At 70.8% G+C, this 15,038-nt stretch carries 15 protein-coding genes; 2 read left to right on the forward strand and 13 right to left on the reverse strand.

Going from position 1 to position 15,038, the window contains the following annotated elements; all coding sequences use genetic code 11:
• From D7W82_RS32335 to D7W82_RS32350, 4 genes are all read right to left on the reverse strand, one after another.
• A partial coding sequence (locus tag D7W82_RS32335) for an MlaD family protein (protein ID WP_147439677.1) occupies nucleotides 1–1,144 on the reverse strand: 1,144 nt, incomplete at its 3' end.
• A complete protein-coding gene (locus D7W82_RS32340; RefSeq protein ID WP_120622002.1) occupies nucleotides 1,141–1,968 on the reverse strand; it encodes an ABC transporter ATP-binding protein in 828 nt (275 codons plus the stop codon). The genes D7W82_RS32335 and D7W82_RS32340, both read right to left, overlap by 4 nt.
• Nucleotides 1,969–1,981: 13 nt before the next feature.
• On the reverse strand, nucleotides 1,982–2,776 hold the full coding sequence (locus tag D7W82_RS32345) for an ABC transporter permease (RefSeq protein ID WP_120622003.1): 795 nt from the start codon (nucleotides 2,774–2,776) through the stop codon (nucleotides 1,982–1,984).
• Nucleotides 2,773–3,279: a hypothetical protein gene (locus D7W82_RS32350; protein WP_120622004.1), complete on the reverse strand. Its 507-nt coding sequence runs from the start codon at nucleotides 3,277–3,279 to the stop codon at nucleotides 2,773–2,775. Before D7W82_RS32350 ends, D7W82_RS32345 begins: the two co-directional genes overlap by 4 nt.
• A gap of 235 nt (nucleotides 3,280–3,514) precedes the next feature.
• Here D7W82_RS32350 and D7W82_RS32355 point away from each other — a divergent pair, with 235 nt between their 5' ends.
• Nucleotides 3,515–3,895: a hypothetical protein gene (locus D7W82_RS32355; RefSeq protein ID WP_120590347.1), complete on the forward strand. Its 381-nt coding sequence runs from the start codon at nucleotides 3,515–3,517 to the stop codon at nucleotides 3,893–3,895.
• Here the strand turns inward: D7W82_RS32355 and D7W82_RS32360 are convergent.
• The 7 genes from D7W82_RS32360 to dnaN form a co-directional block, all read right to left on the reverse strand.
• On the reverse strand, nucleotides 3,892–5,022 hold the full coding sequence (locus tag D7W82_RS32360) for a DNA replication/repair protein RecF (RefSeq protein WP_120622005.1): 1,131 nt from the start codon (nucleotides 5,020–5,022) through the stop codon (nucleotides 3,892–3,894). The two genes, D7W82_RS32355 and D7W82_RS32360, sit on opposite strands and share 4 nt — an antisense overlap.
• Before the next feature lie 98 nt (nucleotides 5,023–5,120).
• Nucleotides 5,121–6,029 (reverse strand): type VI immunity family protein, encoded by a 909-nt coding sequence (locus D7W82_RS32365; protein ID WP_120622006.1) that lies wholly within the window; start codon nucleotides 6,027–6,029, stop codon nucleotides 5,121–5,123.
• Nucleotides 6,030–6,163: 134 nt separating this feature from the next.
• Nucleotides 6,164–6,820: a hypothetical protein gene (locus D7W82_RS32370; protein ID WP_233588066.1), complete on the reverse strand. Its 657-nt coding sequence runs from the start codon at nucleotides 6,818–6,820 to the stop codon at nucleotides 6,164–6,166.
• Nucleotides 6,820–7,890 carry a site-2 protease family protein gene (locus tag D7W82_RS32375; protein ID WP_120622007.1) on the reverse strand — a complete coding sequence of 357 codons (1,071 nt, stop codon included), beginning with the start codon at nucleotides 7,888–7,890 and terminating at the stop codon, nucleotides 6,820–6,822. Before D7W82_RS32375 ends, D7W82_RS32370 begins: the two co-directional genes overlap by 1 nt.
• The gene (locus tag D7W82_RS32380; protein WP_120622008.1) at nucleotides 7,883–8,617 is read right to left on the reverse strand and encodes a hypothetical protein; all 735 of its coding nucleotides are present in this window, start codon (nucleotides 8,615–8,617) and stop codon (nucleotides 7,883–7,885) included. Before D7W82_RS32380 ends, D7W82_RS32375 begins: the two co-directional genes overlap by 8 nt.
• An 83-nt stretch (nucleotides 8,618–8,700) precedes the next feature.
• A complete protein-coding gene (locus D7W82_RS32385) occupies nucleotides 8,701–9,924 on the reverse strand; it encodes a hypothetical protein (RefSeq protein ID WP_233588067.1) in 1,224 nt (407 codons plus the stop codon).
• Between the two features lie 112 nt (nucleotides 9,925–10,036).
• Nucleotides 10,037–11,143: a DNA polymerase III subunit beta gene (gene dnaN / locus D7W82_RS32390; protein WP_120622010.1), complete on the reverse strand. Its 1,107-nt coding sequence runs from the start codon at nucleotides 11,141–11,143 to the stop codon at nucleotides 10,037–10,039.
• A 262-nt stretch (nucleotides 11,144–11,405) separates the two neighbouring features.
• On the opposite strand from dnaN, the gene D7W82_RS32395 reads away from it, so the two are divergent.
• Nucleotides 11,406–11,909: a DUF6748 domain-containing protein gene (locus D7W82_RS32395; protein WP_120622011.1), complete on the forward strand. Its 504-nt coding sequence runs from the start codon at nucleotides 11,406–11,408 to the stop codon at nucleotides 11,907–11,909.
• Between the two features lie 57 nt (nucleotides 11,910–11,966).
• On the opposite strand, the gene D7W82_RS32400 is transcribed toward D7W82_RS32395, so the two are convergent.
• Together D7W82_RS32400 and D7W82_RS32405 are read right to left on the reverse strand one after the other, a co-directional pair.
• Nucleotides 11,967–14,231 carry a caspase family protein gene (locus D7W82_RS32400; RefSeq protein WP_120622012.1) on the reverse strand — a complete coding sequence of 755 codons (2,265 nt, stop codon included), beginning with the start codon at nucleotides 14,229–14,231 and terminating at the stop codon, nucleotides 11,967–11,969.
• On the reverse strand, nucleotides 14,228–15,037 hold the full coding sequence (locus tag D7W82_RS32405; RefSeq protein WP_233588068.1) for a DUF4384 domain-containing protein: 810 nt from the start codon (nucleotides 15,035–15,037) through the stop codon (nucleotides 14,228–14,230). Before D7W82_RS32405 ends, D7W82_RS32400 begins: the two co-directional genes overlap by 4 nt.
• Nucleotide 15,038 lies beyond the last annotated feature (1 nt).

Here is a 15,038-nt window from a genome sequence, read left to right on the forward strand (position 1 = left end):
GCGTGAGCGGGGTGGGCGCCGTCTGGGGGGCTCCCACCTGCTCCAGGGACTCGCGGTTGCTCACGGAGAAGCGCACCAGGGCGCGGAGGATGCGGTTGCGCTTCACGTTGCCCAGCACCTCGCGCAGGTCGTCGTAGACGGTGGGGTCGTTGACGAGCGCGCCCAGGGTGCCGTCGCCCCTGGCCACGGTGGCGGTGATGGTCTTGATGTCCGCGGCGGCGCTGCCCAGGTCCGCGAACATGCCCTTGGCGTCGCCGTAGACGAGCTGGTGCACGGCCCCGTTGGGGCTCTTCTTCGCGTCCTCCAGCAGGCCCGCGAGCTGGCCGGCGGCCGCCCCCAGTTCCCGCAGGGCCACCGCGCCGTCCTGGCCGTAGATGAGCGCGTGCGCGGTGCCGTCGCCGCGGCGCACCTCGGACAGGATGGCCTCCACGTGGCCCAGCGCTCCGTCCATGCGCTTCGCGGCGCCGGACGCGTTGGCCAGCAGCGTGTTCACCTCCTGGCCCGTGCGCGGGTCGTAGATGAGCGCGTGCAGGGCGCCGTCGCCCTTCTCCACCTCCTCCACGATGGAGCGCAGCGACGCGACGCTCTTGGCCAGATCCCGCGTCAGGTCCGGGTTCGAGTAGGCCTTCACGGCGTCCTTGAGGGACTCGCTGATTTCGACGGAGTTATCCATCACGCGGCTGGCGCTGGACATCAGCTTGGACAGGTCCCCGCCGCTGCTGGACTGGATGACGCCGCCGGGCTCCACGGCGGGCTGGTCCGCGCTGCCCAGGGAGATGTCCACCGCCTTGTCGCCCAGCACGCCCATGCTGGTGAGCTTGGCCACGGAGTCCTTGCGGATGCGGCTGGCGTAGGCGCTGGCCACCTGGAGCTCCACCTGCAGGCGGCTGTCCTTCAGGTCCTGGGAGAAGGACACGCTGTTCACGCGGCCCACCTTCAGGCCGCCAATCCACACGGGGGACTGGTCGCTCAGGCCGTCCACGCTGTTGAAGTAGGCGTGGAAGACGACCTGGCGCTGGAAGAGGTTGGACTCGCGGCCGATGAAGAAGACGACGACGCCAGCCACGGCGAGGCCAACGGCGACGAAGAGGCCCGCGCGCACGGCCAGGCGCTTCTCCTTCGAGGTCGACGTGAAGAGACTCATGGTGTTCCCCGGGGGTTCAGCTCCAGGCGGCGCGCGTCGATGAAGGCGCGCACCTCCGGCACCTGGGAGCGACGCATCTCCTCCGGGGTGCCCACCTGGACAATCTTGCGGTTGGCCAACATGGCCATCCGGTCCGCCAGCACGAAGGCGCTCACCATGTCGTGCGTGACGACAATGGAAGTGGCGCCCAGGCGCTGCTTCATCGAATCAATCAACTCGTTGATGGTCTGCGTGGTGACGGGGTCCAGGCCCGTCGTGGGCTCGTCCCAGAGGATGACCTCCGGCTCCGTGGCGATGGCGCGCGCCAGGCCCACGCGCTTGCGCATGCCGCCGGACAGGTCCGACGGCATCAGCTTCTCCGTGTTGGGCAGGTCCACCAGCTCCAGCTTCTCCGCCACGCGCTTCTGGATCTCCGCGCGGGACATGGTGGGGAAGTGTTCGCGCAGCGGGTACGCCACGTTGTCCGCCACGCTGAGCGAGTCGAACAGCGCCGCGCCCTGGAACACCATGGCCACGTGCTTGCGGACCTCCAGGAACTGCGCCTCGGAGAACTTCGCCAGGTCGTAGCCTTCGAAGAGGATGCTGCCGCCGTCCGGGTGCAGCAGGCCGATGAGGCACTTGAGCAGCACGCTCTTGCCCACGCCGGAGCCGCCCAGCACCACCAGCGTCTCCCCGGCGCGCACGTCCAGGTCCACGCCGTCGTAGATGCGCTTGGGGCCGAACTGCTTCATGAGCCCGTCGAAGCGGATGAGCTCCTCGCCCGGCGTGGGCTTGCGGAAGCTGAACGGGACGGCGGGGTCTCGGTGGTGGTGGGCCTTGCGCATGGTGCGGGCGGCTTCAGAAGTAGAGCGTGATTTTCGTGATGAAGAAGTCCGCCAGGCACACGGTGACGGAGGTGATGGCCACCGTCTGCGTGGTGGCGCGGCCCACGCCCTCCGTGCCGCCCTCCACCGCCAGCCCCTTGAAGCAGCCCACCAGGCCGATGATGAGCCCGAACACGGCGCCCTTGATGACGCCGGAGACGAAGTCGCCCATCAGCACGGCATCCAGCGCGCCCTGGAAGAACTGGTCCAGGGAGATGCCGTACTGGGACTTCACCACCAGCGCGCCGCCCACCAGGCCCACCACGTCCGAGAACACGGTGAGCACCGGCAGCACGAGGAGGCACGCGAACACGCGCGGCACCACCAGCTTGCGCAGCGGATCCGCGCCCAGCGCGCGGATGGCGTCCACCTGCTCCGTCACGGTCATGGAGCCCAGCTCTGCGGCGATGCCGGACCCGATGCGCGCGCCCACGGTGAGGGCGGTGAGCACGGGGGCCAGCTCCCGGAACAGCGTGAGGATGACCACGCGGCCCACGGTGTACTGCACGCCGAAGCGGGCGAGGAAGTAGCCGAACTGCAATGAGATGACGAGCCCGGCGAACGTCGCGGTGAGCAGCGCGATGGGCAGCGAGCGCACGCCCAGCGACTCGGTGTGGAAGATGAGCCCGGCCAGGTCGTAGGGAGGGCGCACGGCGCGGCTGAACACCTGGCCTGTCATGACGGACAGGGCGCCCAGGGACTCCATGCGCTCGCGCAGGCGCTCCTTGATGCTGGGGCCGCCGGCGAAGAGCTTCGCCTCGGGCATCATCGCTGGCGCTCCGCGTGGAAGCCCTGGAAGAGGCGCTCGAAGTCCGCCATGCGCGCGTCGGCGGCGCCCACGGGGGCGACGTAGCTGAAGTCGAAGACGCAGTTGTCCTTCTTCACCACCACGAGCTCCAGGGAGACGGGGACACCGTCGAGCTTCGCGACGTAGCGGCTTCTGAGGGCCTCACGGTCGTCCAGGGTGAAGGTGCGCTGGCCCAGGTCCTGGCGCTCGGTGAAGCCCATGAGCAGGTGCTTCGTGAGGACCTGGAGGGACGGGTCGTCGTGGTCCCGGCAGGTGGCGTTGGTGGCGATGACGCGGCCGGTGTCGCCGCGCTCCACGAAGGCGAGGTCGTTGTCGGCGAAGCCGCGGCGCTCCCAGACGTCGTTGGACAGCGGGCCGACGCGGTACTTCACGTCGGACTTCTGGAGCACCGAGTCCTCGAACGTCGCGCGGTGGCACCCCGCGAGGAGGGTGGACAGCACGAGCGTCAGCAGCAAGCGCGACATGGCACCATTTCGTTCGTCCCGGGTCCGCCCGGTGGGACGGCGGGCATGGTCATGGTGCACGCCCGTCAGGTCCGCAAGAACTTCGTCGGAGCGAACGTTGGCTCACGGACGCGCGCCCGCCGAGGGCCCGCCGCCCTGATCGGGCTCCGGACGGAAGGCGGAGGCGGGGTGCCCCCGGGCTCGCGGAGGGCGCATCTTCAGCCGGGAGCCGGGGGATTCTCACGAGGAGGATTCGATGGACGGCGGGCTGGCGATATTCGGATTCGGGTTGTTCATGCTGTCGATTGCCTCGCTGTACGCGCGCACGGCGTACTGGCTGGCATGGCCGCTGCTGGCCATCTCCATGCTGGCCATGGGAATGGCGTTCAGCGAGTCGAAGCGCCTGCGGGACCTGTCGCTGGGGATCGCCGCGGTGCTGGGGGTGTTGTTCATCGCCGCGCTGGCCGTGGGCACCGTGTGGTGGCTGACGCTGGCGGTGTTCCTGTTCGCGGTGGCGTTCGGGCTGCTCTGGGCGGAGTTCCGCTTCGAGTACTTCGGGCACGTGACGCGGCAGGAGTTGCCCCACCATCAGCGCCGGTCGGTGCACTGGCCCTGGCACCGGCGGCGGGTGCACTAGGGTTGTGACGGGGACTCGGTGGCCACCTGTCCTGAGTGGACGGTGAGCCAGAGGGTGTCACTGGCGGCGGCGGCCCGGACGAGCCCCGCGTCGGTGGTGGTGAGGAAGACCTGCGCGCCGCTCCGGGCCAGGTAGCCCATGAGATAGGCATTGCGCTCGGGGTCCAGCTCGCTGGAGACGTCATCCAGCAGCAGCAGGGGGAGGAAGCCCATGGCTGCCTCCAGGTTTTCAATCTCCGCGATCTTCCAGCCCAGCACCAGGGCGCGCTGCTGCCCCTGGCTCGCGTAGGCGCGCGCGCTGCGGCCGCCCAGCGTCACGGACACGTCGTCCACGTGCGGGCCCACGGAGGTGAAGCCGCGGTCCAGGTCCCGGCGCAGGCGCGCGGAGAGGGCCTCGCGCAGCGCGGAGGCGAGCGCGGCCTCGTCGGCGTGGGCGAAGTCGGCGCCGAGGTGCGCGGGGTGGTAGCCGTAGACGGCGGGGTCGGCGGTGCGGCCAATGGACGCGAAGGTGGCCTGGGCGCGGGGCGCGAGCTCGGCCATCAGGGCGCGGCGGCGGGCGTAGAGGCGGGCGCCCGCGCGGGCGAGGGTCTCGTCGTACGCGTCGAGGTACGCGGCGTCGACGGTGGCGCCGTCGCGGAGCAGGCGGTTGCGGTTCTTGAGGGCGCGGGCGTACTCGCGGCTCTCCTTGAGGAAGGCGGGGAAGCGGTTGAAGACGGCGCGGTCGAGGAAGGCGCGGCGCGCGTCGGGGCCGCCCTTGATGACCTCCAGGTCATCCGGGGTGAAGGCGACGACGGAGACGCCGCCGAAGTAGTCCTCGAGGCTGGCGGCCTTCTTGCCGTCCACGAGGGCCTGGCGGGTGCCACCGCCAACCTCGACGGAGATTTCGCGCTCGGCGCCCTTGAGGAGGAAGCGGCCGGTGACGCGAGCGGCCTGGGAGCCCCAGCGAACGAGTTCGGAGAGGCGGCCGGCGCGCAGGGGCTTGAGGGTGGCGAGGAAGTAGAGCGCCTCCAGGAGGTTGGTCTTCCCCTGCCCGTTCTGGCCCACGGCGATGGTCGAGTGGGGGCTGGGTGCGAGCTGCACCGCCGGGAGGTTGCGGAAGTCCTGGACCTGGAGCGAGAGGAGGCGCACAGCGTCACCGTGAAGGGGCCGACCTTCGTACTACAGATGCGGCGGCGGGCGGGGCGCGGGATTCAGCGGGTGACGCCTGGCCGGTGGGCGCGGGAGCGTCACGGACAGAGCCTTCGCCGCCAGCGGTCCAGGTAGTTCTCGATCCCGGCGTCCTTTCCTGACGCGTACATGAAGGGTTTCAGGAAGCAGGCCAGGGCGCGGTACTGGGGCGGAATGGGTGCCTGCTCGATGTCGATGGCCTCGGGCCATTCGCTCAGGGTGACCAGCAGGCGCTCCTGTTCCATGGGGAGGAGGGAGACCTCCGGGAACGGCAGTGCCTGCCGCAGCGCTTCGGTGCCTCCCATCCGGTCCAGCAGCGGTGGGCCCAGGAAGGTGAGCCAGTGCGCGCCCAGGGCATGGAGCCCGATGAGCTTACCCGTGCTGGCGACAGCGGGCAGGTCCAAGCCCAGATAGCGCGCGGAGTACTTCTCCAGGACCTTCCAGTCCCCCGCGGTCCAGGAGCCCTCTCGAGAGGCGAGGGCGAAGCTCGCGTAGCCGAAATGGAAGGGGAGGTCGCGAGCCAGGTCCAATACCAGGGCACGCATCCTATGGGGTCCATGGTCCAGGAGGAATTCGGTCGGGAACGTGAAGGACATCGCGGTGTTGGACCCAGCGCAGACAGGGAATGCGATCCGGTTGCTGTGGTACTCGAACTGGTACCCTCCGGTGCCCCCATCCAGGTCAGACAAGCCGACGTGCCAGGCCAGGCGGGAGGGCTGATCCACCATCCGCTTGCGAATGACCTCCCATCCGTCCTCGTCCAGTTCGAGGACATCCCCATCGTCCGCGCCGTACCAGTTCAGCGACTGGGGCGGGATGGCTCGAACGTAGGTCTGCAAGGCCCGCCAGCAGGCCTGCGCCACGATGCTGTGGTCGTGGGGAATGAAGAACGTAACCAGGACACCGTCACGGGCCGCGACCGCGCCACCCCTGTAATGAAGACGAAGGGAAGGGAAGTTCTCGCTCATCGCCGGGGCACCACTCCAGTCTGAGGAGAAACGAGCAGAGCTTTCCCTCCGAGCGCCTCCTGGTAGATCTGTTCTTGGGTTTGTCCCTTATAGGGACTGCTCTCTCCGTAGAGAGTCCACTGCGGTTCGTTGCTCTAGGGGCAGGGAAACTTGAAGTTCAAAGTGAGCGCGGATTCGAGCAGATTGCGGTCCGCGTGGAGGACGAGGTCCGGCTTGATCGTTCCCCGGAGTTCATCGGTGCAGCCCTCGGCGAGCATCCGCGCTTCCTTCTCCCGGCTGATCGTCTCCACGAACTTGGCATTCGGATAGTAGCGATAGCGTTGCTCGATGCTGTAGGGCGCGGCCCAGAGTTCCTTGAGCACCTCCTCCGCGCACTGGAGGACCAGGACGTGCTTCTGCTTTCCGAGCTGCATGGCCCGGGTGATGGGGTTGCCGCAGCGGTCGCGCCCCACCACCTCGCGGCACTCCTGCCGCGTCGGAGGACGGTTCTCGAAGAAACGCGCGTTGCCCTGGCGCTCGGCCTGGACAGCGCATTCCGCGAGTCGCTCCTCCAACTCATCCGCGGAGTGGTCCTGTTGCATCAAGCCGAGGATGACCGGGGCGGCCTGGACCAGGGCAGAGGCCGAGGCGGAAGAGGCGCCCTGCTCCGCGACCACGGCCGCATGACGCAGCCTCGCGGCGGTCTCCGTGTCGACGAAGCGCAGGTCCCCGTGCGCGGAGCGCCGTGAACCCCCGCCAGCACAGGCGGTGCTCAGCGCGATGGCCGCGCACAGCCCTGTCCTCGCGTTCATCACAGCGCCGCCGCCGCCCCCGTCCAGTGCTGCGCGGCCCAGCCCAGCGCGCCCAGGCCCACCACCAGCGCGCAGTACTCCACCAGCGTGCGGCGGTCGCCCGTCTCCGACGCGGGCGTGAGCAGGGCCCGGAACGCCGCCACACCCGCGATGAGCAAGAGCAGGTTCTCTCCCGTGGCGAACCACGTCGCGCCCAGCACGGCCACCGCCACCCACCGCTGCTGGCGCGCCAGGGCCCGGAAGCCTCGTGAACCGTCCAGCTGCCACACCGGCACCAGGTTGAACAGGTTCAGCCAGGTCGCCGCGTGCGCGATGGCGCCCAGGGCCTTCCACCCCGTCAGCACCGCCGCCACCATCACCACCACCGCCGCCGCGGTGCCCCAGATGGGCCCCGCGAGCCCCACCCGCGCGTCCTCGCGCTCATCCACCGGCACCTGCTTCAGGCGCACGAACGCGCCCAGGCCCGGGATGAACATGGGCGCGTCCGCCTTCATGCCCAGCCGGCGCAGCGACGCCACGTGCCCCATCTCGTGCACGTAGATGCAGGCCACCAGCCCCAGCGCGAAGCTCCAGCCCCACATCGTCCAGTACACGCTCACCGCGAACAGCATGGAGAACAGCGTGCTCGCCTTCGTGAGCCCGAGCAGCAGCAGCTTCCCCTTGCCCAACAGCAGCGCCAGCACGAACTTGAACTTCCACAGCATCAGGCCCACCGCGCCCATGCTGGCCAGCACCTTCGGCATCCCCGAACGCTTGCGCTCCGCCTCCGCCAGCGGCGCGGACAACCCCTGCGCATCCGCCTGCTGACTCAGCGCCGTCACCCGCGCCGTCACCTGCGCGTGCTGCGCCGTGTCCGGTGGCAACAGGTCCAGCGCCTCGCGCCACAGCGCCAGCGCCTCCATCGGCGCGCCCCGCTCCGTCGCTGCCTGTGCATCCGCCGCCAGCTGCGTCAGCCGCTTCCCATGCACCAGCTTCCGGCACGACGGACACGTGAGCAGCCGGGGCGCCAGCTCCGAACCACACCCCTCACACCGCGGCGTGAGGAGCGATACCGCGAGCGCCTCAGCCAACGGACCGCTCCTGCTCCGTCGGCGCGGCTTCACCTTCCGCAGGCGTCTCCACCAGCTTGAACGGCCCCGCGATGTTCAGCTCCGTCCGCTTCGTGCGGCGCCACGCCTCGAACAGCGCGAAGCCGTAGATGAGCCCGGAGATGGGGCTGTTGATTCCCACCAGCACCGGCGCCGCCACGGAAATCACTCCCGCGAGGACCACGTTGGCCGCGGGAGAGGGCTCCACCGCTTCCTCCGCGGGCGCTTCGGTGGCCACCTCGGCCGGAGGCTGCGTCGTGAGCTCCTTGTAGACATCCGGCGCGAGCGAGGCCGCCACCGCGAAGTACGTCAGCCCCACCGCCAGCACCTGGTAGAACGCGCCGCCGCGCGACTCCGAGCCCTTGAACACCGCGGACCCCACCATCCACCCCACCGCGATGGCGATGAGGCCGATGTTGTAGCCCGACAGGCTCACCCCCCAGTACACGACCGCGCCCGCGATGGCCGCGCCAAAGCCAAACACCGACGCCTTCAGGGCGCGCTTCGACTTCGAGCCGCCTGTCATCGCCGCCTCCACGTCCTCGCGGCACGCGGGACACAGCAGGCGCGTGTTCAAGTCGTAATACACGCTCTTGATGGCGCGCTCACAGACGGAGCACTTCGGTGCCGAGGGGGCTTCGGTGAACTCGGCGCGGTCGAACTGGAGCGGCGCCGCGTCTTCGGACGGCGGAGGAACAGGCTGGGTCATGGGCGGGGATTTCGACAGGAAAAGGAAACGGGCCCACCCAACCTAACAGAAGCCTTCCACCCCCCTCAAACCGGTGTCTGTCTTCAGCCGCCCTGCCGCAGCGCCGCGTGCCGCGCCGCCTGCACCAGCGCCACCAGGTCCCCGTTTCGCGCCACGTCGCCCCCCGCGGGCTTCGCGTGCTCCGGCGAGAACAGCCGCGCGGGCGTGCGCGCCTGGCCTCGCAGCATCACGAAGAGGCGCAGGGCGTCCCGCAGGGCCTCCGCCTCCGGCCCCTCCTCCGCGCGCGCCCGCTGCGCGGCCTGCTCCAGCCGCGCCCACGCCACCTCTTCATTCCACGCGCCCCGGGGCCGCTCGCGAGACAGGGCCGCCAGCGCCGCCGCCGTCTCCACCAGCCCCGCGCGCCCTTCCGTGAAGACGCTCCTCGCGGACAGCCGCAGCGCCGGGTCCTCCGTCAGCGCGGCCCGCCAGGACAACAGCGCGGGCAGCTCCGGCTCGCGAGGCACCACCGGCGCCAGCTCCGCCTCCAGCACCGCGCGCACCCGCACCCGCGCCACGTCGTGCCAGAAGGCCGCGTGCAACAGCAGCTCCGGCCCGCTGCGCGCCACCCGCGTCGGCGCCCGGCGCATGCGCCGCTGGAGGAAGTCCTTCACCCGCCCCCGGCTGTCGTAGCGCTCCAGCCGCTCCCACAGCGCCACCAGCGCGGCGGCGCCCAACGGCAACGCCCGCGCCAGCTCCCGCGCCTCGTCGTCGGAGAAGGCAGGCGCCCCCTCCGTCACCGGGCGCTTGAACACACGCTCGAACACCTCGCCCGCGGCGCACGCGGCGCGCAGCTCCGGCAGGTTGCGCGGCAACAGCTCCACCGCCTGGGCCCAGACGCGTCCGCCCAGGAACGGCGCCGCGTCCAGCACCTCCGTCTCCAGGCGCAACAGCCGCGCTCCCAACGTCGCGGGGCCGTCGTCCCCTTCCGCGTCGTCGGAGGCCGGGGAGGTGCTGGCGGACAGCCGCCGCTCGGCCGCGCGCTCCACCGCCTCGCGCAGGCGCTCCACCTCGTGCATCAACCGGACGGGGGCGGCGTCGTGGGGCCAGCCCTCCGCCTCCACGCGGCGCCTCATCGCGGCCAGCGTCGCGTCCACCTCCGGCTGGTCGGCGGCCACCTCGCGCAAGAGCTCGAAGTGGTTGCGGATCCGGTCCTTCCAGAAGAAGGACTCCAGCACGCCCTTGAGCGCGCGGTAGCGCAGGCGCGTGGCCTCCAGGAGGTCCGCCCGGTCCTCCAGCCGCGCTCTCAGGTCGTCTGGACGGGTGGCCACGCCCTCATCATAAGGGCCCCCCGCGCCGGGCGCAGGCCTCCCCATGGCGCGGAGCGTCGGACTTGGAACGGTGACGTCCCGCTGACGTGGGAAGTTGGACGACCGCGCTGCCTCAGACGCGCATGGGCATGACCACGGCCGTGAAGCTGCGGTCGCCGGGGCCGTGCAGCACGCCCGGGCTGTGCTCGTCGCCCAGTTCGAAGCTGACCTCGTCCGTCTCCGTCACGCCCAGGACGTCCATGAGGTAACGGGCGTTGAAGCCGATGGTGATGTCGTTGCCCTGGTAGTCCACGTCCAGCGCGTCGCGCGCTTCACCCAGGTCCGGGTTGCTGGCGGTGATGAGCAGCTTGCCCTTCTCCAGGCCAATGCGGATGGCGTTGCTCTTGTCCGCGGACAAGAGCGCGATGCGCTTGAGGCCCTCCAGCAGGCGCACCTTGGGCACGAGGACGACCTTCTCGCCCTCCTTGGGGATGACGCGCTGGTACTCCGGGAACTGCCCGTCGATGAGGCGCATCACCATGGTGAGGCCCGGCTTCTTGAACAGCGCCGAGTTCTCCGCGAACCCCAGGTGGCACTCCGCGTCCGGGGCCTCGTCCAGGAGGCGCTTGAGCTCCATCAGGCCCTTGCGCGGGATGATGACGCCGCTCTTGAGCTTGAAGTCGCCGGACATCTCGCGCTCGATGAGCGACAGCCGGTGGCCGTCCGTGGCCACCATGCGGACCTTGCCGCTCTGCTGCGGCTCGAAGAAGACGCCGTTGAGGATGTAGCGCGTCTCGTCGCTGGAGATGGCGAACTGGGTCTTCTTGATCATCTCCAGCAGCACGTTGCCGGAGATCTGCACCAGGGGAGCGTTCTCCTCCTTGGGCAGCTTCGGGTACTCCTCGGCGGCCATGCCGACGATCTTGAAGTGCGCGGAGCCGGAGGAGATGTCGACGTAGTTGTTCGCCAGCTTCTTGAGCGTGACCTCCGCGTCCGGGAGGTTCTGGACGATGTCGAAGACGTACTTCGCGCTCAGCGTGACGGCGCCCGGCTTGGCCACTTCCGCCGGGTGCTCGGACACGATGCCGATGTCCAGGTCGAAGGCCGTGACCGTGATGCTGCCCTTGTTCGCCGTGAGCAGCACGTTGGCGAGGATGGGCATCGTCGTCTTGCGCTCCACGATGCCCTGGGCGCGGTAGAGGGCCTTCTTCAGCTCGTCGGCGGCGATGCGGAATTCCATCGTGGGCGTCCTTACAGGTCACGGCCCCGGAGGCCGATCTCTTGGGGCGCGGGTGTACAACGAACGGATAGCCCCTTCCACCGTCTTGGCACCCCTTTATGGGCATGCTCCGCCCGGTTCCGGACTGTCCGGGTGTCCAGGTGGGACATGGAGGAAAAAGGCCCCTGTCGCCCTGGTGGGCGGGCGCGCGGCCGGGCAGAGTGGACCCGGCCGTGCCCCTCCCGCGTTGAAGGAGGGCACCCGTCCTCCTTCCGGAGTCGCCATGAACGCCCGCTCGCTGATCCTGTCCGCCGTGCTTGTGCTCGGCCCGGTGGCGTGCAGCACGCCGTCCTCCCCCACCGCGCAGCCGTCCAGCGACGTGTCCGGCGCGGAGGCCCCCGCTGACCTGAAGCGGAACGACGTGAATGCCCCCGCGGGAGCCGCCGGCGAGCCCGGCACGGCCGCCCCCACCCCCTCACCCGGAGACGCCACCATGACCACCAGCACCGTCTACATCGTCAAGGACAACGGGAAGCGCTGCTTCGCGCCGCCCTGCGACCACTACGACCTGTTCAGCGCGGACGCGCCGGACAAGAAGCTCCAGACCCTCCACGAAATCGACCTGAGCGCCGTCACCGGCGGGGACGACGCGAAGCTGGGGGAGCTCATGCAGCGCGCCTCCAAGGGCGGCCCCGGCCTCAAGGTGGAGGGCTCGCTGGACAAGCGGCTCAAGGCCGGCCCCGCGGGCGACGCCATCGTCCTGCGAGCCACCCGCATCGTCGGCTGAGTGGCATCGCCCACCGGGACCGCCTCGACAGGGCGGCCCCGGCCGGGCTTCGGAGCCTCAGAGCCGCACGCCCACCTGGAAGCCGGGCCAGCGCTGCATGCGCGTGTCCGCGTTGATGACGTGCGAGCGCACCGGCAGCGTGGTCAGCTTCGAGAACTCCGACTCCCCCCACATGAACGCCACGTTGTAGGTGGGGCCGGCGAACACGGCCAGCCGGGGCATCACCTGGAAGCCCAGCATGGCGCGCGCCTGCGTCAGCAGGGTGTTGGACTTGCTGGAGAACGGGGCTCGCGTGGACAGCACCTGGCTGGCCGCGACGTCCACGTCCACCCAGAAGCGCGAGCCCAGCGGGATGTGCCCGCCCAGGCCCAGGCCCAGACTGAAGCGCTGGAAGCGGTCGTCCGGGCCAATGCCCGCGAGCAGCGTCGTGTAGAAGTGCTTGCCGCCGAACTTCAGCGCCAGGTTGGTGAGCTGCACGTCGCTGCCGAACAGCTCCAGGTGCAGCTGGCCCTTCTTCTCGTAGGAAACCAGGCCCACCGGCACGCCGTTCACCTCGTCGGAGACGTTGACCAGGCCCAGTTGCAGGCCGTGCACCGTGTCCGCGACGTTGATCAACCCCAGCTGCATGCCGGACACGTCGCCGCCCACGTTGATCAACCCCAGCTGCATGCCGGTGAGGGACGGCGCGTGGTTGAGCAGCACCGCCCCCTGGATGCCGCGCGCGGCCGTCGCCACGGAGTTGACGCCCAGCGTGAACTGCACGCCCTTCATGGTGCCGTTCGCGTGATTGACACCCAGTGACAACTGCATCCCGGTGGCGTCGGAAGTGGTGACGTTGGCGCCCAGCGCCGCCTGCACGCCGCCCAGCGCGCCGCGCGCGACGTTGGCGCCCAGGGCCAGCTGCCCCACGCCGTCCACGTCGCCGTTGGCCAGGTTGAGCCCCAGCGACGCCTGGGCGCCGACCACCGCGCCGCCCGCCACGTTGGTGACCAGGGACAGCTGCGCGCCGCTCACCTCGCGGCCGGACGTGTTGAAGCCCAGCGCCAGGGCCAGGCCGGACACCTCCGCGTCGTACACGTTGCCCGCCAGGCCCAGCGCCAGCCCGCCGCCCAGCGCCGCGCCGCCGTTGACGACGCCCAGCGCGAAGCGGTTCTCCACCTGCGCGCGGCCCACCCGCAGCGTGTTGGTGCTCATGCTCGGCACGAGGCTCAGGTTCACCGGCAGCTGGACGCGCCCTTGCGGGGACAGGGACATTCCGCCGCCACCGCCGCGCATCACGGTGGCCTCGTGGCCCACGCCCAGGAAGTCGTTGGGGGCCAGCGGCGTGCGCATGCCCTCCTTCAGCGTGAAGGCCGCTTCGGACACCCCGCCGTCCCACTCGCGCCGGGCGCGGTAGGCGCCGGGGGCCAGGCCCAGCTCGGTGGGGCGGCCGGACTGCTTCTGCACCTCCACCACCAGCGTGCCCACCGCGTCGCGCACGTACAGGCGGCCCTCCAGCGGCTCGGTGAGGACCAGGCCTGCGGTGGTGGCGCGCAGGTCGGTCATCACCAGGTCGCCGGTGCCAGCGAGCTCGATGTCGTAGTTGGGGTGCTGCGCGCCGCCCTGCGTGCGCTCGGTGCGCGCGAGCGTTTCGTGGAAGGCGAACTGGTAGGCCTCCGTGAGGGTGACGCGGCCGTCGTGGGTGACGTCCGCCGCGCCTCGCAGGCCGGACAGCAGGTGGTGCGTGAAGAACGAGCCGCCCAGCCGGTCCGACTCCTGCGACGCCTCGTCCGCGCTGGACGAGGTGAGGATGGCGTGGCCCTTCACCTGGATGGCGGAGTCCACCAGGAACGCGGGCCGCGAGACGCCGCCCTTCTTGCGCGCGAACGCGCCGGACGCGCACGAGTCCAGCACCGCGATTCTCACGTCCGCGGGCAGCCCCTCCAGCGAGCGGCGCAGCTCGCCGTAGTCCAGGCGCTGGCCCTTGAGCAGCAGCCCCTCGTCGTCCGAGTGGCCGGAGTAGTACAGCAGCACCTCCACGCGGCGGGCTCCGGCGGTGCGGACGCCCTCCGCCAGGCGGCGCACGCGGTCGAAGCCGGCGAGCACGCCCGCGCGGTCCACGTCCGTGAGGAGCACGCGGTCCTGGGGCAGCACGCCGCCCAGCTCCGACAGCACCGTGGAGAAGGCCTTCGCGTCGGTCTCCGCGTAGCGCAGCCGCACGCGCTCCGGGCCGCCGTCGTTGACGCCCACGAGCAGGGCCAGCCGGCGCACGGCGGCGGCTTCGGCGGCGTGGGCGGGGGTGGCCGCGCCCAGCGCGAACAGGAGGATGACGAGCGCTCTCATGGGGAGGGCTTCTCCAGCAGGAAGGAGGTCTGGCCCAGGCCCGCGGGCAGGGTCAATGGCGCGGTGCGCGCCTCGGGGGATGTGGCGAGCACGCGCGCGGCGGCCATCACGCCCTCCAGTTCGAAGGGCTGGTCCGAGGTGACAAGGAAGAACCGCTCGAAGCCGGGGGCGTCGTCCAGCTCGTAGGCGCGGGGCAGGAGGTGCGTGCCGCTGCGCTCCAGGGGCGCGGAGGTGTCGCTTGGCGCGGGCAGGTGTTGGGTGACGGTGCCCCGGCCGTCCACGGAGAGGATGACGCCGTGGGCGTGGCCGGCGGCGGTGTACGACAGCTGCACCACGTCACCGGCCTGGGCGGGGGCGCCGTCGGTGAGGCGCTCGGTGCGGGTGCCGGACTGGCGGTGCACGTCGAGCCGGGGCTGGAGTCCCTTGCTGCGCGTGGGCTCCAGGACGCCGGGGGTGCCGCCGGTGCCCGTCGCCGACCAGGGGTCGCGCGCCTCCTGCTCCTGGGACGAAGCCCCCGGCCGGACGAGGACGACGAGGGTCGCGGCGGCGAGCACCGGCACCAGGGCGGGCAGGAAGCGCCAGGAAGGGCGCGATGGAGAGGCCTCGGCGCGGGGCGCGGCGGCGGGCGAGTCAGCGCGGGCGAAGCGGGCCTTCACCTCACGGGCGACGCGGTCGGGGGGCAGGGCCTCCAGGGTGGCGCGCGAGTCGGCCTCCAGGGCGGCGAGGCGGGCGGGGCCATCCGGTTCGCGGGACAGGCGGTCGCGGGCGGCGGCGAGCTCGTCCGGGGGCAGCTCCCCCAGGGCGATT

It is taken from the genome of Corallococcus sp. CA049B (genome assembly GCF_003611685.1).
Classification (GTDB): Bacteria; Myxococcota; Myxococcia; order Myxococcales; family Myxococcaceae; genus Corallococcus; species Corallococcus coralloides.